Origin of the sequence: Gulosibacter molinativorax (assembly GCF_003010915.2) — a bacterium.
In the GTDB taxonomy this organism is placed as follows: Bacteria; Actinomycetota; Actinomycetes; order Actinomycetales; family Microbacteriaceae; genus Gulosibacter; species Gulosibacter molinativorax.
The window spans coordinates 2,526,247-2,545,337 of sequence record NZ_CP028426.1; the positions used below are offsets into that span (position 1 = coordinate 2,526,247).

At 66.0% G+C, this 19,091-nt stretch carries 18 protein-coding genes; 7 read left to right on the forward strand and 11 right to left on the reverse strand.

Going from position 1 to position 19,091, the window contains the following annotated elements; genetic code table 11:
* The first annotated feature begins 32 nt into the window (after positions 1–32).
* Entirely contained in the window at positions 33–995 is a 963-nt protein-coding gene (locus GMOLON4_RS11615; RefSeq protein WP_026936857.1) for a hypothetical protein, read from the forward strand.
* Between the two features lie 128 nt (positions 996–1,123).
* Positions 1,124–2,452 (forward strand): hypothetical protein, encoded by a 1,329-nt coding sequence (locus GMOLON4_RS11620; RefSeq protein WP_051266762.1) that lies wholly within the window; start codon positions 1,124–1,126, stop codon positions 2,450–2,452.
* 21 nt (positions 2,453–2,473) lie between these two features.
* Here the strand turns inward: GMOLON4_RS11620 and ykgO are convergent, their stop codons facing one another.
* Positions 2,474–2,596: a type B 50S ribosomal protein L36 gene (gene ykgO, locus GMOLON4_RS11625; protein ID WP_026936859.1), complete on the reverse strand. Its 123-nt coding sequence runs from the start codon at positions 2,594–2,596 to the stop codon at positions 2,474–2,476.
* Positions 2,597–2,704: 108 nt separating this feature from the next.
* Here ykgO and GMOLON4_RS11630 point away from each other — a divergent pair, with 108 nt between their 5' ends.
* Positions 2,705–3,526 (forward strand): CobW C-terminal domain-containing protein, encoded by an 822-nt coding sequence (locus GMOLON4_RS11630; RefSeq protein WP_051266763.1) that lies wholly within the window; start codon positions 2,705–2,707, stop codon positions 3,524–3,526.
* 222 nt (positions 3,527–3,748) lie between these two features.
* Here the strand turns inward: GMOLON4_RS11630 and GMOLON4_RS11635 are convergent, their stop codons facing one another.
* Positions 3,749–4,999, reverse strand: a complete 1,251-nt coding sequence (locus GMOLON4_RS11635; protein WP_026936860.1) for a ferrochelatase — start codon at positions 4,997–4,999, stop codon at positions 3,749–3,751.
* Positions 4,999–5,724 (reverse strand): hydrogen peroxide-dependent heme synthase, encoded by a 726-nt coding sequence (gene hemQ, locus GMOLON4_RS11640; protein WP_245575429.1) that lies wholly within the window; start codon positions 5,722–5,724, stop codon positions 4,999–5,001. The genes GMOLON4_RS11635 and hemQ overlap by 1 nt, the downstream gene beginning before the upstream one ends.
* 632 nt (positions 5,725–6,356) lie before the next feature.
* Here hemQ and GMOLON4_RS11645 point away from each other — a divergent pair.
* From GMOLON4_RS11645 to GMOLON4_RS11655, 3 genes are all read left to right on the forward strand, one after another.
* Positions 6,357–8,192, forward strand: a complete 1,836-nt coding sequence (locus GMOLON4_RS11645; RefSeq protein ID WP_026936862.1) for an HNH endonuclease signature motif containing protein — start codon at positions 6,357–6,359, stop codon at positions 8,190–8,192.
* A 243-nt stretch (positions 8,193–8,435) separates the two neighbouring features.
* Positions 8,436–10,046 carry a GMC family oxidoreductase gene (locus tag GMOLON4_RS11650; RefSeq protein WP_026936863.1) on the forward strand — a complete coding sequence of 537 codons (1,611 nt, stop codon included), beginning with the start codon at positions 8,436–8,438 and terminating at the stop codon, positions 10,044–10,046.
* 11 nt (positions 10,047–10,057) lie between these two features.
* Entirely contained in the window at positions 10,058–10,675 is a 618-nt protein-coding gene (locus GMOLON4_RS11655; RefSeq protein WP_026936864.1) for a TetR/AcrR family transcriptional regulator, read from the forward strand.
* Between the two features lie 7 nt (positions 10,676–10,682).
* Here the strand turns inward: GMOLON4_RS11655 and GMOLON4_RS11660 are convergent, their stop codons facing one another.
* On the reverse strand, positions 10,683–11,006 hold the full coding sequence (locus GMOLON4_RS11660) for a branched-chain amino acid transporter permease (protein ID WP_035732691.1): 324 nt from the start codon (positions 11,004–11,006) through the stop codon (positions 10,683–10,685).
* On the reverse strand, positions 11,003–11,707 hold the full coding sequence (locus GMOLON4_RS11665) for an AzlC family ABC transporter permease (RefSeq protein WP_026936866.1): 705 nt from the start codon (positions 11,705–11,707) through the stop codon (positions 11,003–11,005). Before GMOLON4_RS11665 ends, GMOLON4_RS11660 begins: the two co-directional genes overlap by 4 nt.
* A gap of 124 nt (positions 11,708–11,831) precedes the next feature.
* Between GMOLON4_RS11665 and GMOLON4_RS11670 the strand changes: the two genes are divergently transcribed.
* Positions 11,832–13,097 (forward strand): amidase family protein, encoded by a 1,266-nt coding sequence (locus tag GMOLON4_RS11670; protein WP_051266765.1) that lies wholly within the window; start codon positions 11,832–11,834, stop codon positions 13,095–13,097.
* Between the two features lie 3 nt (positions 13,098–13,100).
* Here the strand turns inward: GMOLON4_RS11670 and GMOLON4_RS11675 are convergent, their stop codons facing one another.
* The 6 genes from GMOLON4_RS11675 to GMOLON4_RS11700 form a co-directional block, all read right to left on the reverse strand.
* Entirely contained in the window at positions 13,101–13,922 is an 822-nt protein-coding gene (locus tag GMOLON4_RS11675; RefSeq protein WP_026936867.1) for an ATP-binding cassette domain-containing protein, read from the reverse strand.
* Positions 13,919–14,980, reverse strand: a complete 1,062-nt coding sequence (locus tag GMOLON4_RS11680; RefSeq protein WP_026936868.1) for an ABC transporter permease — start codon at positions 14,978–14,980, stop codon at positions 13,919–13,921. The genes GMOLON4_RS11675 and GMOLON4_RS11680 overlap by 4 nt, the downstream gene beginning before the upstream one ends.
* A 25-nt stretch (positions 14,981–15,005) precedes the next feature.
* A complete protein-coding gene (locus GMOLON4_RS11685) occupies positions 15,006–16,013 on the reverse strand; it encodes a sugar ABC transporter substrate-binding protein (RefSeq protein ID WP_245575430.1) in 1,008 nt (335 codons plus the stop codon).
* A 175-nt stretch (positions 16,014–16,188) separates the two neighbouring features.
* On the reverse strand, positions 16,189–17,412 hold the full coding sequence (locus tag GMOLON4_RS11690) for a PQQ-dependent sugar dehydrogenase (RefSeq protein WP_026936870.1): 1,224 nt from the start codon (positions 17,410–17,412) through the stop codon (positions 16,189–16,191).
* A 101-nt stretch (positions 17,413–17,513) separates the two neighbouring features.
* A complete protein-coding gene (locus GMOLON4_RS11695) occupies positions 17,514–18,218 on the reverse strand; it encodes an RraA family protein (protein WP_026936871.1) in 705 nt (234 codons plus the stop codon).
* A 55-nt stretch (positions 18,219–18,273) separates the two neighbouring features.
* Positions 18,274–19,020 (reverse strand): LysE family translocator, encoded by a 747-nt coding sequence (locus GMOLON4_RS11700; protein WP_026936872.1) that lies wholly within the window; start codon positions 19,018–19,020, stop codon positions 18,274–18,276.
* Positions 19,021–19,091: the final 71 nt, after the last annotated feature.

Below are 19,091 nucleotides of genomic sequence, written 5' to 3' on the forward strand. Positions count from 1 at the left end.
GTCGCCTGCCGGGAGAATTCGAGGGCAGGATCATGAAATCGTTTCTACGACCGCTCGCCTACGGCTTCGCTGTGCTTTTGCTCCTCAGTGGATGCGCGAGCGGCTCTGAGGCAGAGGTCACGACACCAACCTCAACCGGCTCGGCCTCGTCGGATGCAGGCACCGCTGACACCTCCGGGTCTGGGAGCGACGACGGTCCAGGCTCTGGCGCGACGCGCGGGCCGACCCCTGGCCCGGAAACTTCGTCGGTCGCAAGCCTCACCGATTTCATCCGCAACACGGAATGGGTCTTTTCCGAGGACGGCTTGACCAGCAGCATTCTGGTCGACATCAACAATGGCGCAGGAACTGGTGCCGATGGTCAGGTGTACACCGTTGGCGTGCCGGTGATCGGGGATGCCAATGGCGACGACGTCCCGGACGTCGCGATACCGCTCAGAGAAGAGGCGCAAGGCAAGTTCCGCGAGCTCTGGTACGTCTGGCTCGGCGTCGATGCGGGAGGCAATGTCACGGCGGAACAGGTCCCATTCCCGATCGGGGTTACGAGCACGTGCGGCCACGTCGTGAATTCAGTCACGGCCACTAACGCTGGATTCACGGTGGATGAGAATCTCCGGTTGATCCACGACCTCGCGCGGGACTGCATCCACATCGGCAAGGGTCACCAAGTTCGCGAGATCGCAGTAACGCAACTTGATGGCACCTGGTTCCCGCTCCAGGTTGCCCCGAGCGCGGCATGGGGCGGGTTCTGCCCACCGTCGCTTTGGGGCGACGCCGAGGCGATCACGAGCGGGACGACGCTCCTGTCGGCACCTGCCTCATCCGCTCCCGTATCGGTGCGCCCTGATGACCAGATCGCACTATTCCCCGTCGCCCAGGGCACTGAGTTTGCCAGCATGGGATATGAGATCGTCGCGTACCGAGGAGACCAGACGGGCGAACTCGGAACGGCCGACACAACCCCGCTGCTGAACTGCGCGTTTCTCGCGGACTAGCCCTGGATGATCCAGCCGCCAATGCACAGCAATTCGCGACACCAGTCTCACGAGCTTCAGAAGCGGGTTGCAGCCGGTCGGGTGGTTGGTTTCCAAGAACGCCACGAACACCTCTCCAAGGAGCCACCATGACCGTCTTCGCCAATGGACTCAAAGCAATCGAACTCACCGACCGCGAGCGAACTGCGCTGGCTGACCTCGCACAGTTCCCCTTCTTCGACGCCCTTCTTGGTCGCCGTTCGCGACGTTTTCCGGTGGGCGGCCACATCCCCGCTGGCCCGCTTGCGTTCAAGAGCAATAAGGAGCCCAGATCCCTCACCGATCTCCAGCGCGCCTTGGTGCTTGCGACGATGAGTGGGCAGACTGGCTGGCACTTTGCAATTACGCATCACCCGGGCTATGCCCCACACCTTCCCAACTACAGCGGTTCGGCGATCGGCCGCACCTTTCCTTCCGCGGCGGGGTTCCACACCACCGACTTTTTCTTCACTGACGACTCCGGTATCTACTTCTTGTCAACGAGGGATGCGGTCCTCGACACCCAGCTCGGGTCCGAGGGATTGCCCTGTAACGACGAACTCGAGCGGGCTCTCAACGCACTCCTTGCGCGAGTCGTCAGGGTAAGCGACGAGCGGCTTTACCTGCCGCGCGAGCAGCCCTACTTTGAGGGCCACAACACCTGGATCGCAAATTGGCCCGGGACGCTACTTGTCATTCCGGTTGCCGATCTTGCGCAGCAGACGCTCCTCAACATCGCCTTCTTTGGCCAGAACGGATACGCGCTCTACGACGACCTCAACGGACGAGAAATTCCCGGCCTTGAGCGGTTCGCGGGTCGCTTGGAACATGCGGCCGAGCCACAACCGATCTCGTTCGTCGACCAGTATTCACTTGCCGAAGCGAGTGCCGAGCTGATGACCTCGAGCTATGCGGGTCACCTGGCGCTCGGCGCGATCGGGCTCGGAGGCTGGAGCGTCGACGGGCTCGACCGACTCTCCGTGCTGGGCGCATCGGGGAACCCCGACGTGCCCGGGCTTGGGTTCAGTTATGACGAGGATGCTCGATGGTCGATGCCGAATCCCACCGGTCTCGACGGCGTATTCGAATCATTCACCCGGCAGCATTACGGATCGATGCGAGCAGTGGTAGAGGCCCTGGTCGAGCGCAAGTTTGGGGCGGGCGGCCCGTTCAACTCGGGCACGCCCGGTGCGTGGCGCGACTCGCGAGGGATTCGTGGCTCTGCGGCACCATTCGACGAAGAAATGATCGACCTGCTGACCCTGCAGCTCGAGTACATCGACTCGTCGTTCGGGAAGTTCCCTGCGGCCGTGCCCTCGGTGTGGATAATGAACTACCTGCAGGCTCAGCACCTAGACACTGACTTCTACGACGCCCTGTTCACACCGGGCGCGTACCTGTCGACTCACGCCAATGAGCAAGCTCGGTGGGGAAGCTAGCTCCTCCGAGCAGGGTTCGGACTAGCCCTGTCGGCCCTTGAAGCGCGGGGTCTTTTTGTTGATCACGTAGACGCGGCCACGGCGGCGCACGACCTGCGCACCTGGCTGATTCTTGAGCGACTTGAGCGATGCACGAACTTTCACGGTAACCTCCTAATGATAACGATTATCGCTTACTAGATTACACCGAGAATTTTGGAGGCGTTCAGCCGTGAATAGCAGTGCAGTCGATCTCGTGGCCGTGGTCGGGTCGTGTGCCTGCGGGAGGTGCTGTGCGTCGTCGACGCGAGCCACCTCATCCAGGACTTGCTGCGCGACGACTACCGGCCCGTAGCGCCCATCCGCCGCAAACCGCAGGAGTACATGGCACGCGCCATGCTCACCGCGACGCAGATCGAGTACGCCTCGACCGTGTGCTTCGTGAACTGGGAGTCGCTGTCGACCCCTGACTTGTCCACGATGATGGCGCTTGTCAGCCACCTCGCGCCGACCGCGCGCCTGCGCCTCTACGGCGTCGACACGGGGCAGGCCCTCGTCCAGATTTCGGATGCGCGTTATTCGCCTGAACAGGATCGACCTGGCTGGGTGCGGCTGCTGAATGGCGAGCTTGAGCCGCACATGACCGACGAGCGGGTGAGCGCATTCCATTACGAGCGCGTCGGCGCGTTCCATCCCGGTCGGTTGCAGGTGGTGTTGGATGAGCGGGTCGAGCGAGGCGAGTTCGGCCAGGTGCTGCGCTCGAGCGGCTTTTGCAGCTTCGCGACGCGACCGGAGCGGCTCGCCCGCTGGAGTCACGTGGGCGCAATGATTGACTTCGACCCGATCGTGTCGGATGTCGCAGCGCTGGATGCGCAGAACGTTTCGACCACACGCGACGGCACGGACGACCTGGATTTCTTCGCATCCGGCCAGGACCTCGCGTTCTTCGGCCTCGACTTCGAGCACGAAGCGCTCGCTGCCGCGCTCGATACGGCGTTGCTCACGGATGCCGAGTTCACGGCCGGACCTAACGCGTGGCGGCAATTCCCCGACCCGTACCCCGAGTGGCACGTCGAGACCCACGAGCGCGAGTAGCACCGCCCCGCCACCCTTGCTCGTAGCGCTAGCCCTTGTCCGTACACGGCGATGGGTAAGCGCTACCTGCAATGGGCGTCGGCGGGAACTCTGCACGCCTGAGGGCGGCGCACAACTGCCCTTGCTCATAGCGCTAGCCCTTGCCCGTACTCGAGCACGGGCAAGGTCTAGCGGCAATGGCTGCGCGTGGTTACGGCTGCGCGGTGTTAGACATGCGCCGGGTTACGGCTGGAGGCCAGCGACAGCCGGCCGGAACCCGAGTCGCGCGTTCTCGCAGCATCCGGCGCGACACACGTCGTACCAGGGGCCGAGCTCGGTTCGTGCGGGTCGCTCGTCCTTCGGCGTGCCATTCACACGCTCGAGGATGAGGTCGACAAGCCCCGAGACATAGGCCGGGTGGACGCCCGGGGTGGGGGTGCGACGGAAGGCGAGGTTCGCATCCGCCGCCGAGGTCTTGGCCTCGTTGTCGAGATCCCACAGGACTTCCATGTGGTCGGACACGAAGCCGACCGGCACGACGACGACCGCGCGGCGACCCTTCGCAGGGAGCCCCTCGATGACGTCGTTGATGTCCGGCTCGAGCCAGGGCTGGCTCGGCGGGCCCGAACGCGACTGGAAAACGAGCTGCCAGTTGAGCTGCTCGAGCCCGTCGCCGCGCTCCTCGAGCTGAGCCAGCGCATCCTGCACCACGACCTCGCTCACCGCGAGGTGCTGCGCGAAGTACGCGCCGCCCTCACCGAACCCGCGGGATTCGGGGCCAGAGCGGTTCGCGTCATCGGTCGGCACGGAGTGGGTCGTGAAGAGCACCTCGACGTCGCTGCCGAGCTCGAGACTCGGGTCTTCGCGCTTGAGGTCGTCGAGTGCCTCGACGAGGCCGTCCACGAACGGACTGACGAAGCCGGGGTGGTCGAAGAACTGGCGGACCTTATCGATCTGTACCTCGCCCTGGAGATCGAGGTCCTCGAGGAGGTCCGCGAAGTCCTCGCGGTACTGGCGGCAGGATGAATACGAGGAGTACGCGCTCGTCGAGAGCGCGATGATCTTCTTCGCGCCGTTTTCGTGCGCCTCGCGCACCGCGTCGTTCATGTACGGCAGCCAGTTGCGGTTACCCCAGTACACGGGCAGGTTCACGCCACGCTTTTCGAGCTCGGCTTCGAGGGCCGACTTGAGGGCAAGGTTCTGCTCGTTGATCGGGCTTTTCCCGCCGTTTTTGCGGTAGTGCACGGCGACTTCTTCGAGCCGCTCATCCGGGATCCCGCGACCGCCCGTGACGTTCCGCAGGAACGGAATCACATCATCCTGGCCGTTCGGTCCGCCGAAGGACGCGAGCAGGATCGCGTCATAGTCCACGGCCTCCGAAACCCAAGGAGCGCCGTCGCAAGCCGCCGAGGTCGCGGCCGAAACAACCGCGCCGGGGGCGAGCGGAGCATCCTTCGCGGGAGCTGGCTTGCGACCGATATTCTCGGCAGCCACTAGTCGACCGGGACGTAGCGGAGGGCCACAGGCACCTCGGCTTCGGGGATGCGGCGGCCGGTGTAGAACGGCAGTTCTTCGCGCACGTGACGGCGGGCCTCGGTGTAGCGAAGGTCGCGCATCATGTCGAGGATGTTGATGAGGTCATCGTCCTCAAACGAGAGCATCCACTCGTAGTCGCTGATGCCAAAGGCGGCGATCGTGTTTGCCAGGACCGACTTGAATGCAGCGCCTCGCATGCCGTGGTCGCGCAGCATGACCGAGCGCTCTTCCTCGGGAAGCAGGTACCACTCGAACGAGCGCACGAACGGGTAGATCGTGATCCACTTCTTCGGCTCGTGGCCGAGCATGTAGGCGGGCGCGTGGCGCGGGTTAAATTCGGCATCGGCGTGCACGCCGGTGACCTGCCAGACCAGCTCGAGCGACTCGAACAGCGTGGTCGAGCGGATGTTGCGGATCGCGGTCTGGATCGCCTCGACGTCTGCGCCGTGCGTCCAGACGAGGATGTCACCGTCGTGGCGGAAGCCGTTGAGGTCGTAGATGCCGCGGAGCGTCACGCCCGAGGGTTCGAGCTTTGCGGTCACTGCCTCGAGCTGGGCAACTGCGGCGTCAAGATCTGCGGGCGCTGCTGTGCCGGGAAGGCGACGAAATACCGAATAATTTGCGTACTGCGCGAGCTGGCTGGGCGCCTGGGCCTCAGCAGCTTCTCCATGAGGATTCGACATGCATTCCATCTTAGGACTGCCTCCGACACTTACCTGACTTCAACTATCGGGGAGGTGTGCGGGGGCAGTGTGCGGGAGGGGTGGTTGTGGTTGCGGCTGCGCGGTGAGGCTGCGGCTGCGGCTGCGGCTGCGCGGTGAGGATGCGGGTGTCGGTATGGATGCGGTTATGGCTAGGGCAACGGTTTTGGATGCACGGTGTTGCGCCTGTTCGCCGAAGGCCATCGGGCATCGGAAATGTCGGAGGCTCCATTTACCTTGGTTTCGTTGGCCGAGGACAGGAAATGTCGGAGGCTCGACATACCTTGAAGTCATCGGCTCAGGTCGATGCACTCGCTTTCGAGACACCGTCGGATGCTGTCGATTTCAAGTCACCGCGTCGCGCTATTTCAACCGAAACCGGCTCCAACACAAGAATGTCGGAGGCTCAACATAGATTGAACTCCATACCCGGAACCGTTCGACTCTGACCCGAGACATCCACATTCTGCCCCGCTCCAAGTCAGTCATTTCGATCCCCCGCAGCTGAGACCGCCTCCGCCCCAAGAATGTCGGAGGCTCGACATAGATTGAACTCGTCGGCCAACGCTGGTCGACCTAACGCCCGCGATTCGTTAGTTGGAGGTGACATCCTCATGACCGCAATCGACTCTTCCGCTGCAGATGGCAGCACGCGTGACACCCTCGCTGCGATTGTCGGCGAGGCAGAGGCAGGCACCGGCGCTGACGCAGGTGCGGGCGAGATCCGGCCCACACCGATCGAGCTGCACCCCACGGTGCCAGCGACGGCACCACGGCCTCGGCGCCGTCGCTACTCCCGCGAGATCGCTCGTATTCGCGGCGCTCGAGCCGGCGAGGGAAGCATCGGCGGGCAGGATGCAGCTCCGGCTGAAGCAGCGGACGCGGTGGTGGCGGCAGAGAATGCCGCAGCAGAAGATGCGGCCGCCGCTGCGAATGCGGCAGGCGCGGCAGATACGGCAGGCGCGGCGGGTGCGGCAGGCGCGGCAGGCGGGGCAGATACGGCAGGCGCGGCGGATGCGGCGCGGGCGCGGAAGCGCGAGAAGTCCCGGACCAGGGCTCCTGGTGGGAGCCGCGCCGGGAAGTCGCCTCGCGCCAACACCGGCCGCAAGACAGCGGCCGACGAGCTCGGCACACCCGAGCTGAAGGCAGCGCTGACGTCGTTCGGCGAGGCGTACTGCGCGCGAGGCGCGGGTGAGGCTGCGATGATCCGCGCGCTGGCCACGGCGCACGACATCGCGCAGCGCCGCGCGGAGGCAACCCTCGCGGAGTCGGGGCGAGGCGAGGCAGACAGCGACGAGCAGGTCTTCTCGTGGCACTTCACCTCGGTGCTGGGCGAATTCGCGTTCGCCACGCACGACTCGGATCAGTCACTGCGGGCCCGCGGCTACGACGCGTCGGTGCTCGTGGGCCGGTTCCCCGGCTGGGTCACGGCCATCGAGCGTGGCCAGGTCGACACGCGCCACTCCCGCGAGATGCTGAAACACTCGCGTCACCTCGGCGACAAGTACCTCGCCGAGTACGGGGCCGTGGTGCTCGAGTTCGCCGAGCGCCACACCCCCGGTGAGACCGGGACCTTCGCGGAGGAAGCCGCGAGCACCATCGCGGCGGAGGAATTCGAAGCGGAGCACGCCCGGGCTCGGCGGAGGCGAAGCGTCACCGTCAGCCATGACGGGCTCGGCATGGCGGTGCTGAACGCCTACCTGCCGAGCGAGCTGGCCTCGCCGATCGCGCAGCTGATCGACAAGGGAGCGCGAGAGGTCATCGCGCTTGACAAGGAAGCGCAGGCCGAGCACCGCCAGGCCATGCGCGACGCGCGGGCCAGAGGTGCCGTGGAGCCGCCCGAGTTCGAGGCGGACACCCGCTCGATCAGTGAGATTCGAGCGGACGTCTTCGCCCAGACGCTGCTCTGCAGCACTCCGGGCGAGTCGCGGGTGAAGGCAGTGGTGAGCGTCACCGTTCCCGCACTTTCGCTCCTCGAGGGCCGGAAGAACGGGACGGCGCCAGCGCTGCTGGACGGGATACGCCCGATGGGGTTCGAGGAGGCCCGGCAGCTCGCCGGGGAGGCGACCTCGTTCCAGCGGGTTCTGACGGACCCCGCCACCGGGCACGTATCGTGCGTCGACACGTACGAGCCGAGTAAGTCACTACGGCGGTTCCTTCAGGTCCGGGACCGCACCTGCGCGTTCCCGGGCTGCATCCGCCCGGCGGTGCAGTGCGACGCCGACCACACGCATCCATTCAGCGAGGGTGGCGAGACGCACGACGGAAACATGGCCCACCTGTGTCGAGGCCACCACGTGCAGAAGCACGAAAAGCCCTGGACGGTCACCAATCTCGGAGGCGGCGTCCTCCAGTGGGTAACTCCGCTCGGTCAGGTCGTAACCGCGGAGCCGCGCGGGTACGGCCCACGGTTTGTGCCGAAGGTCGAGGATGATCCGCCGCCGTTCTAGCGGCCGCGCCAGTTTCGCCGGCGCGCGGCCGACACAGTAGGCGAGAGCGAGCATCCAGAGACGGATTGCTCGCTACTCGTCGTTGGCAGGGCGGTAATGGAGCAACCCAGGCCAACGCTACAGGAACACAGCCACACAGCCACACAGCCACACAGCCACACAGCCAACTTATAGACACTGTCGATAACGTGCCTCGCGTGCCCACAAGTCCAGGCACCGATCACCTTCACCGAGGAGCGATTCATGACTGTTTACGGAGCCGACTACGTCATCGTCGGGTCGGGTGCGGCGGGTTCAGTGCTCGCTTATCGTCTGTCGGAAAATCCACACGTGCGCGTCGTCGTGCTCGAGTCGGGCGGCAATGACCGCGCACCCGTGCACCGCATCCCGAAGGGCTTCTTCTTCACGATGCACAACGACAAGTACTCGAAATACTTCCCGACAAAGCCATTCGGCCCACACAACACCACCGAGCAGTGGTGGCGCGGCCACATCGTTGGCGGATCGACGACAACAAACGGTCTCGTGTGGAACCGAGGCTGGAAGCAGGACTACGACTCGCTCGAAGCCGCAGGTAATCCAGGGTGGAACTGGCAGGGCTTCCTCAAGGCATTCCGCGAAATCGAGGACTTCGAGCCGGGTGCCAACGAGCTCCACGGCGGCAGCGGGCGCGAGCGCGTCCAGGTCGCGAAGCCTCGCGACGAGACCACCGACCTCTTCATCGACTCGACCTCGGTCGTCGGTGCACACCGCGTCGACGACATCAACGGCTCCGACGACCCGCGCGCGGGCTACGGACAGTACGCAACCCGTCGCGGCATCCGCGTCTCGGCAGCGGATGCGTACCTGCATCCGGCGCTGAAGCGCCCCAACGTGCGGATGCTCACGCACGCCACGGTCAACAACGTCACCTTCTCGGGTAAGCGCGCAACGGGGGTCGCCTTCGAGCACAGGGGTGAACGACACGAGGTACGCGCCAAGCTCGAGGTGATCGTCGCGGGTGGCACGCTCGACAGCCCGCTGCTGCTCGAGCGCTCCGGCATCGGTCGCGGTGATGTCCTCGCGGCGGCCGGCGTTCAGCAGCTCGTCGAGAGCCCCAACGTCGGCGAGCGCCTCCAGGAACACCGCGGCGCGACGCTGATGTACCAGATCAAGGACCTGCCGAGCTTCAACACGCAGCTCTCGAGCCCACCGCGATATCTCGCCACGGGCGCCAAGTACCTCGCAACGCGAACCGGTGTCATCTCGCAGGGTTCCGCCTCGGGCATGGTGTTCTTCAAGGTTGACCCCGCCTCCGACCGTCCCGACGCGATCGGCTATTTCAACCCAATCTCTACCAAGACCTCGCAGCTTGCGGGCAGCGGTCTCGCGGTCGCGGACGAACCCGGCGTCATGCTCGGCCTCTACCCGCTTCGCCCGACGAGCCGCGGCAGCATCCACATCACCGGGCCAAATGCCGAGGACGGCGGCATCGTCAACCCGCAGTTCCTCACCTCCGACTACGACCGCAAGATCGTGTCGCAGCTGGTGCTCAAGGGACGCGAGATCTTCGAGCGCGGTGCAATCTCTAATTACATCGTCCACGAGACGGCACCTGGCACCGAGGTCACCGATGAGGAAAGCGCGCTGCGCAACTCGCTCGAGGCCGGCACCAACGGCTATCACCCGCTGTCGACCTGCGCGATGGGCCCGAACGATGACGACGTCGTTGACGCCGACCTGCGGGTTCGAGGCGTCGATGCACTGCGTGTCGTTGATGCATCGGTGTTTGTCGACCAGCCCTCCGGCAATACGTCAGCACCCGTGCAGGCGCTCGCCTGGCAGGCGGCGGAACGGATCGCGGCGGCGCACTAGGCTCGCACGATATGAGTACTCCATCCGGGGCGCTTTCCGAGCGCCGAGTCACCCTCGCCGACACCAACGATCCGCGAGCGATCGCGACGCGGCAAGCGCTGCTGGATGCATTCATCCAGCAGGTGACGTCGAGGACAACAGGATGCTCGGTCACGGCGATCTCGAAGGCGGCGGGGGTCGCGCGCAGTACGTTTTACACGCACTTCGCAACCGTCGACGAGCTCGCGGCCGCGGCGGTGGGGGCAGCCCTCACCGCCGCGGTGCCGGACGACACTGAGCGCCGCTCGACGCACGAACTCGACCGCGCCACGATCACGGAGCTCGGCGTGCGCGAGCTGGTCTCGGCGACCCAGGCCACGCGAGGGCTCATCCTGGGCGCGATCGCCAACAGCTCCCGAAACGCCCTACAACCACTGCTCGTCACGCGCGTCGCCGATGCGGTGCGGCAGGTGCTTTTCACCGAGCATCCAGAGTCCGCACCGGTCGACGCAGAGCTACAAGCGAACTACATCGCGGCGGGCACGGTCCAGGTGCTCCTCGACTGGGTCGAGCGCGGCGTCCCAGACGTCGAGCGCCTCATCGAGCAGATTACATACCTACTTCCCGAGTGGATGAAGCAAGAATCGTAGTGCACGCCTACCCCGCCAGCGCGAAGTACACCACCGAATAGCTCGCAACACCGCCGACGAGACTCACCAGCACATTGCTGCGCCAGAGATGCAGCAACACCGTCACGAGAATTCCCACGACAGGTGCGACCCACTCAGTCCCTGCGAAGGACATATCGCGCACGGTATACGCCGTCAAGATCACCATCACGCCGACCGGCAGCAACGCGCCGATGTCCCGGACGAGCTCGTTATCGCTGAGCCAGCGCCGCAAAACCAAAGGCGCCGCGCGCAGGGCGAACGTGATCGCCCAGATCACCACCAACAACAGTACCGAGTGCCAGACGTTCATGCCGCCGCCCGCTTCCGGCGCACGAGCACCATCGCGACCACGAGCACGAAGTAGGCCGAAAGGCCAACGAGCAGCATCGCATCCTTCGCAAAGATGATCGCCAGAACGCCGATGATCGCGGAGACCCCGAAGAGCCCCCACTCGCGGCTCGCCTTCGCGGCGTTGATCGCGAGAATTGCGAAGAGCGCGGTCATCGCAAAGCCCATGAACGACAGGTCGAACGGCAACACGCTCGCGAAGAGCGCACCGACGGTGCTGCCGGTGATCCAGTAAAAGTGGCTCGACAGCGAGATGGCGAGGATGCGCGGCCCAGTCAGGTGCTCGCGCCCGATCCCAGCGCACACGGCATAGACCTCGTCAGTCAGCGCGTGGATGCAGTAAAACCGGGCGAGCGGATTCCTCACACGCTCGAGCGGCACGCTCAAGCCGTAAAAGATGTGCCGGGAGTTCACAAACAGCGTGGTCGTTGCGGCCTGGGATACTGGGGCGCCGCCGACGAGCATCCCCGCCGCGAGGAACTCCATCGAACCGGCGTAAATGATGATCGCCGTGATCGTGACCCACCACCACGGCAGGCCGATCGACACCGCGAACAGCCCGTATGACACCCCGAGCGGCAGGTACCCGAGCGCGACCGGAACCGTGTCGCGCAGCCCCTGCTTGAAGTCACCGGGTGACTCGACGGGGACGGACTCGCTCATGCCTGACATTCTGCCCCAGATCAGGCACCTAGCCGAACCCGCGAGCGCGCCGGCTCCGCGCATCCACAGATCACGGCGCTAGCCTGAGGCGGTGGCACTCGCTACCCCGGCGGAAGGAACCGAAGTGACGGCTGATCAGCAAGAAGCAAGCGACAGCAACGGAATTTGGCTCGAGCGCGGGCTCGCCGCACCGCCAGAAGTCGGCGAACCCGTCGGCACGCCCTTCACGCTCGGCGTCAAGGCAAACATCTCGGTGAACGGCTACCGCCTCAGCGCCGGCTCCCCCGTCCTCGGCACCAAGCCAGCCGAATACGACGCGCCGGTCGTCGCGACCCTCCGCCAGTACGGCGCCGAAGTCGTCGGCACCACCAACATGCACGAGCTCGCGTTCGGCATCACCTCGAACAACGCGCACTTCGGCGCGGTGCTGAACCCCCGCGATCCCTCGCGCGTCGCGGGCGGCTCGAGCGGCGGCAGCGCTGCCGCGGTCGCGTCCGGCGAGGTGGATGCGGCGCTCGGCACCGACACGGGCGGCTCGATTTCGATTCCCGCATCCCTCTGCGGCGTCGTCGGCTTCCGCCCCACGACCGGTCGCTGGCCGACCGCGGGCACGGTCTCCCTCTCCTGGACGCGCGACACCATCGGCTCGCACACCCGCGATGTCGCCACCGCGATCCAGTTCGACCGCTGGATCACGGGTATCCACGGCATCGACCATCTCGCAGACGACGAGACCCCGCGCCTCGGCCTGCCCGCCGGTCTTTGGGCCGATCTCGATCAAGCCACGAGGGATGCGACAGACCGCGCGATCGAGCGCATCGCATCCGTCGCCGAGGTGGTCGAGGTCGACCCGAGCGACCTGCTGCAGCAGCTCGACGTCGCGGCGATGCCGATCGTGTTGTGGGAATCGCACCGCACACTCGCCGCAGCGGCGGCGGATGCGCTGGCTCTCGCCCCCGAGGACGCGTTCGCGAGGCTCGTCGAGGGAACCGCGAGTGAGGATGTCCGCCACATCCTGAGCATGGTGCTCGCCGACCCGATCGGCGCGACGACCTACGCCGAGAGCATCCACCTCGTCACCGATGCGCGCGAAAAGTACCTCGCCGCGCAGAAGACCGCGATGCTCGACGGCTGGCTGTTCCCCTCGACCGCGTTGCCCGCGCCGCTACTCGAGGAGAGCCACGAGATCACGCACCTCGGCACGACGTACTCGACGTTCAACCTGCTCACGCGCAACACCGAGCAGGGCACGCTCCTTGGAGCACCGATGGTGACCGTGCCCGTGCCGGTCGAGGACGCGCTGCCGGTTGGGCTCACGATCCAGGGCCACCGGGGCCGGGACCGGCGCACGCTCGGCATCGCGGCGCGGCTCGAGGATGCGCTGGGCTAGCAGCTAGTCGCGCTCCTCGTTCAGCGCCGCATCCAGCTCCTCGACGAGCTCCTCGAGTTCCTCACCGCCTGCCATCAGGTAGGTGAGCTCGTCGAGCGAGATTTCCGACTTCTGGAAGTAGCCGATGCTCTGGCCGCGCTTGAGCAGCAGGAAGCGATCCCCGACGGGGTAGGCGTGGCTGGGATTGTGCGAAATGAAGATGACGCCGATCCCGCGCTCGCGCGCCTGCACGATGTAGCGCAGCACGATCGCCGACTGCTTGACGCCGAGCGCCGCCGTCGGTTCGTCGAGGATGAGCACCTTCGCGCCGAAGTACACCGCGCGGGCGATCGCGACGCACTGCCGCTCGCCGCCCGAGAGCGTGCCGATCGGCTGGTCGACGTCGCGCAGGTCGATGCCCATGCTGAGCATCTCGCGCTTGGTCGTCTCCTTCATGAACTCGATGTCGAGCCGCTTGAACGGCCCCGCGCCCTTCGTCGCCTCCGAGCCGAGGAAGAAGTTGCGCCACACCGGCATGAGCGGTGCGACCGCGAGGTCCTGATACACCGTGGCGATGCCGCGCTCCAATGCCTCGCGCGGGGAGCCAAACTGCACCTCTTCACCCTCGACGAGGTACTCTCCCTCGGTGTTCTGGTGCAGGCCGGAGATGATCTTGATCAGGGTCGACTTGCCCGCGCCGTTGTCGCCGAGCACGCACGTGACCTCGCCCGCGGAGACCTCGAGGCTCACGTCCTTCAGCGCGATCACGTTGCCGTAGCGCTTGCCCGCGTGGCGCAGCTCGACAAGGGGCGCGCGCTCGGTCAAGGCTTCTGCCGACTCGCTCATACCTTGTCCCCCCGTCCTGCCCGGCGCTGCAGCCAGAAGTTGAGCACGGTCGCGCCCAGCAGCATCGCGCCGAGGAAGAACTTGAGCCAGTCCGGATTCCACTGCGCGTACACGACGCCCTTGAGCGCCATGCCGTAGATCAGCGCGCCGATCGCCGCGCCAATCGCGCTGCCCCGACCACCTGACATCAGGCAGCCACCGACCACCGCGGCGATAATGTAGAGGAACTCGTTGCCGACGCCCTCGCCCGACTGCACCGTGCGGAACGCGAACAGCTGGTGCATCCCGAGCAGCCATGCGCAGAAGCTCACGCCCATGTAGAGGCCGATCTTGGTGCGCACAACGGGCACGCCGACCGCGCGCGCGGCATCCGGGGCGCCACCGGATGCGAAGATCCAGTTCCCGGCGCGGGTGCGATTCAGGATCCAGGTCGCGATGAGCACGAGCAGGATCCAATAGAAGACGGTGATCTTGACGTTGACGCCGAAGATCGGGATTTCGGACGCGAATACTGCCGCAGCCGAAGCAAACCCGGTGCCCGGCGCGATAGACGGCGTCGCAACACCACCGGTGATGAGGCGCGTGACGCCCAGGTTGATGCCGGTGAGCATGAAGAAGGTCGCGAGCGTGACGATGAAGCTCGTGAGCTTCGTCTTCGTGAGCAGCCAGCCGTTCAGCAGCCCCAGCGCGAGCGACACGATGAGGGATGCGATGACGCCCACCCAGACGTTCGACCCAAACCAGTAGATCGTGAGCGCGCCCGTGAGCCCGGCCGTCGTGACGGCGACGCCCGCCGAGAGGTCGACCTCCCCACCAATCATGAGCAGCGAGACACCGACCGCCATGATGCCGACGGTGGATGCGCCGTAGAGCGTCGTCGCGATCGACTCCGGCTGGGTGAACTGCGGCGCGACGATCGAGAAGAGCACCGCGATGACGAGCGCGGCCGCAATTGCCCCCGCCTCGGGCTTCGTGAAGAGCCGCCCGAAGAAGGAGGTGGTCGCGATGCGCTCGTCGGCGGGTTTCGCGTTCTGGGAAGTGCTGGCTGGGGCCGTCATATTTCCTGTCTGGTCGCTGGCGCGCTTAGCGAGTGCCGTTGTCCACGTACTCGCTCAGGGTGTCCGCCTGATCCGGCGTGACGATCGACGGGCCGGTGAGCACCGGCAGCCCGCCGCCGAGCACGTTCCCGTTCGTCTGGTACAGCCACACCGCATCCATCGCCTCGTAGCCCTGGAGGTACGGTTGCTGGTCGACGGCAAACTGCAGGTCGCCGTTCTGCAGGCCTGCGACGACGTCGGCGTTCAGGTCGAAGGTCGCAAGCTTCGCGCCCGAGCCGGCCTCCTCGATCGAGGTCAGTGCGATCGCGGCCTGCGGGGCGCCGAGGGTCAGGATGTAATCGATGGATGCGTCGGCCTGCAGCTTCGCGGCGATGGTCGACTGCACGTTGGTAGGGTCCGCGGCATTTACGTAGACGATTTCCATTTTGCCGTCGAGCGTCTCGTCGACGCCCTGGCAGCGCGACTCGTGGCCCACGTTGCCCTGCTCGTGAATCACGCAGATCACGTTCTGCGCGCCCAGTTCGTTGAACTGGTCACCAGCCGCCTGGCCCGAGACGAGCTCATCCTGGCCGAAGTGCGCAAGCACGCCCATCGCCTCCCAGGCCTCCTGGCCCGAGTTGATGCTGAATACCGGGATGCCCGCCGCCACGGCCTTTTCGACCGACGCGGTCATCGCCTCGGGCTTCGCGAGGGTCACGATGATGCCGTCGACGCCCTGGTCGATCGCCTGCTCAACGAGCTGCGACTGCTTCGCGCCGTCCGGGTCCGAGCTGTAGAGCAGCTCGATGCCGTCCTTGGCCGCCGCTGCCTCTGCGCCCTTGCGGACGATGTCCCAGAAAGTATCGCCGGGGGTCGAGTGAGTGATCATCGCAACGGTCATCGTCTTCTCGACATTCGCGCCGGCGCCGGAACCGGCGGTCTCGCGGTTCTCACCCGTCACGCCCGCCGGGCCACCACATGCCGCCAACAGCAGCGCCGCAGATGCCGCGATTGCGGCGAGGCCGAAACGCTTCAGGCCACGAAGACTCTTCACTATGTACTCAACTCCACTGTGCTTCATAGGCGTGCCGCCGAGGCGCGGATCTACGGGCACGCCAAATGGGCCCACTCACGCTCGACGCAATTGACCGCCAGCGTAGTCCGAACCCGGGCCCCATATTTTGAACCGTTCCAAACGCGAGGGCAGGCCCGAAACCAGCAAACGCGGCCTACTTGGCGTCGAGCCGCACCACAAGCAGCCGGTCGTCTTCCGGCCCCGGACTCCCGCGCCCGTCGGTGTTGTTGGTGAGGCTGACGAGGGTCCCGTCGGTGCCGATCGTCGCGTCTCGCATTCGCGCATCCACCCCGTCGGGCGCGAACGCGACCGGATCTCCCACGACCGCGCCACCGGAGGTGTCGACGAGCCAGAGCTGCTGCCCGCGCAGCGTGGCGAGGAACAGTGTGTCCCCCTTGGCCGCGAGGCCGCTCGGGCTCGCCTCGGCCGGGGCCCACTGGATGCTCGGGTCGACGAAGCGGTCGTCCCCGGCGATGCCCTCTACCGTGGGCCACCCGTAGTTTCCGCCCGGCTCGATCCGATTAAGCTCATCCCACGTGTTCTGGCCGAACTCGCTGGCCCACATCACCCCGTCGGAGGTCCACGCGAAGCCCTGCACGTTGCGGTGGCCGAGGCTGTAGACCGCGTTGCCGAAGGGGTTGTCGGGCGCCGGGTTCCCCTCGGCGTCGACGCGCAGGATCTTGCCGCCGAGGCTCTCCGGGTTCTGCGGGTTATCGCGCTGCTGGGCATCGCCCGTCGAGATATACAGGTAGCCGTCAGGGCCGAAGTGGATGCGCCCGCCGTTGTGGGTGTCGGCGCGCGGGATGCCGGTGAGGATGGGCTCGGATGCGCCCAGCGCAAGGTCTTGTGGGCCGGTGCCGTCGAGCCGCATGCGCACGACCCGGTTGTCCTCGGATGCGCCGTGATACGCGTAGAGGTAGGTCGCGTCGCCTTCGTCGAGCAGCGCGAGGCCGTGCATCCCCGACTCCCCGCCCGATTCGACGCCCTCGACCTGCCCGATCGTGGTCTGCGTGCCGTCGGACGCGACGTGGACGATCGCCCCGTCGTCCCGCTGCGAGACGAGGTAGCCGTCGTTGAAGGGGATGACCGACCAGGGCGCGTCGAGGCCGGTCGCGAGGGGGGATGCGGTGGGGTCGGCGGGCACCCAAAGGCCCGTCGCGCCCGACCCGTTGACGGACGCTCCGGGCGCCGTGGAATCTGGCGTGGCCGGCGTTGGGGTCGGCGTGGCTGTTGTCTCCGGCCGCGTGGCTGTCGAACCAGTCGTGTTCACTACGACGGAGTCTGAGCCGTCCCCGGAACCCTGCCCGGCGCATCCTGAGACCGCGAGCGCGAGCGCACTCGCCACCGCCACCATCCGGACCGCTCGCCGCGCGCTCATGCCTCAAGGATGCGCGAGACACCTCCGGATTCCCGCAACCGAGGTGTGGTGGGTACCACGACACAGCAACGAACCACGTGACACGCACCCGGCAGGCGCGACTACTCCTCGATCTCGCCGCCAATCGAGCGCAGGTGCTGGCGGAAGGTCAAGCCGTCCCGATGTCGCGACTCGAGAAAATCGGTGAAGCGAAGCTGTTGGCGCAGGCTCTTGCCAACGCGCATTTGTGCTGCCTGACGGCGCTCCGTCTCCCGGATGCCCTCGGCGACATCGGCAATCTCGATCGCGCGGTCGAGAGGAAGAAATAATGCGCCATCATCGTCGGCGAGGACAAAGTCCGCGCGCGTGACCCGGTTCGCGCCAACCTGGGCGACATCGATCGCATCCTCACGCGGCGGATCGAGCCGCTGTGGCCCCGTCGGCAACGACCCCTGGCTGAACACGGGCAGACCGATCGTCCGCAGCTCGCGGGTGTCACGGTGCAGGCCCCAAATGATCACACCGGCAAGCTGCGCCTGCGCCGCCTCGAGGGTCACGAGGTCGCCCACACATGCCTCGTCGTCGCGTCCGCCATTGTCGACGACCAGCACGTCACCGGGCTGCGAGGTCTCGATCGCTTCGAGAAACACATCCACGCTACCCGCGTGCTGGGCCGGAAGCACTCGGCCCACGATGTGGCCGTCAGGCCACAACGGTGTGACGCTTGCCGGGGCCTGCCGCACCGGGATGCCGAGTCGCATCACGGCGTCGGCGACATGCGGGGTCGTGAGGTCGAGGTAGCGGCGCTGTAGTTCGTGGGATTTCACGCGTGAGATTCTCCTGATTCTTTGGACGAGAGAGGGATAACGAGACGACGTTGCATTACTGCAGCAGGTTCTCGATCACGAGCACCAGCGCAATCACAATCATGATGGCGCCCGAAACCCGTGTGATGACACGCGCCGCCGCGGGTCGTGCCGCAAGCACCCGACGGGCACCGTAACCCACCACGAGGTAGACGATCGCGCAGCTCGCGACGTGCACGAGCCCGAGTATCGCCATCTGCACCCCCACCGGCAAACTGCCGCTGACGTCCGTGAACTGCGGCAGCAGCGCCAATAGGAGGAGGTACACCTTCGGGTTGAGCAGGCTCACGCCGGCGCCCTTCAGGAACTGTGTCCGGATCGGCGTCGTCACGCGCGCCTCGAGTACTACCCGAGTCGCGGTACTCCGCCGTGCATCCTGGCCGACGTGAGCATCCTGGCCGACGTCAGCCTGGCCTGACTGTCCCCTTGAGACGGGCACCGTGGCCGACCCTTCCGCCGAGCCCGGCTCCCGCACCGGCACTTCCCCCGGCGCGCGCAACAGCCCGATGCCCATCCACACGAGATACAGCGCACCCGCAAGAGTCAGGATGCTCAAGAGCGCCGGCAGCTTCGCAACGAGCACGCCCACACCTGCTGCAACCACGAGCGTCGCGACCAGGTGGCCCGAGAGCATCCCGAGAATACCCGGCAGCGGCGAACGGTTTCGCAGCGCGGACGCGATCGCGTAGGCCCAGTCCGCACCGGGCGTGATGATGAAGAGAATCGCAACGAACCAAAACTGCAGAATCAGCGAAGCATCCATCGGTCCTCCCCCACGCCTAAACCCGACTGCCGCGCCGAGTTACCTGATGCCGAAGATGCTACGGAGAAATT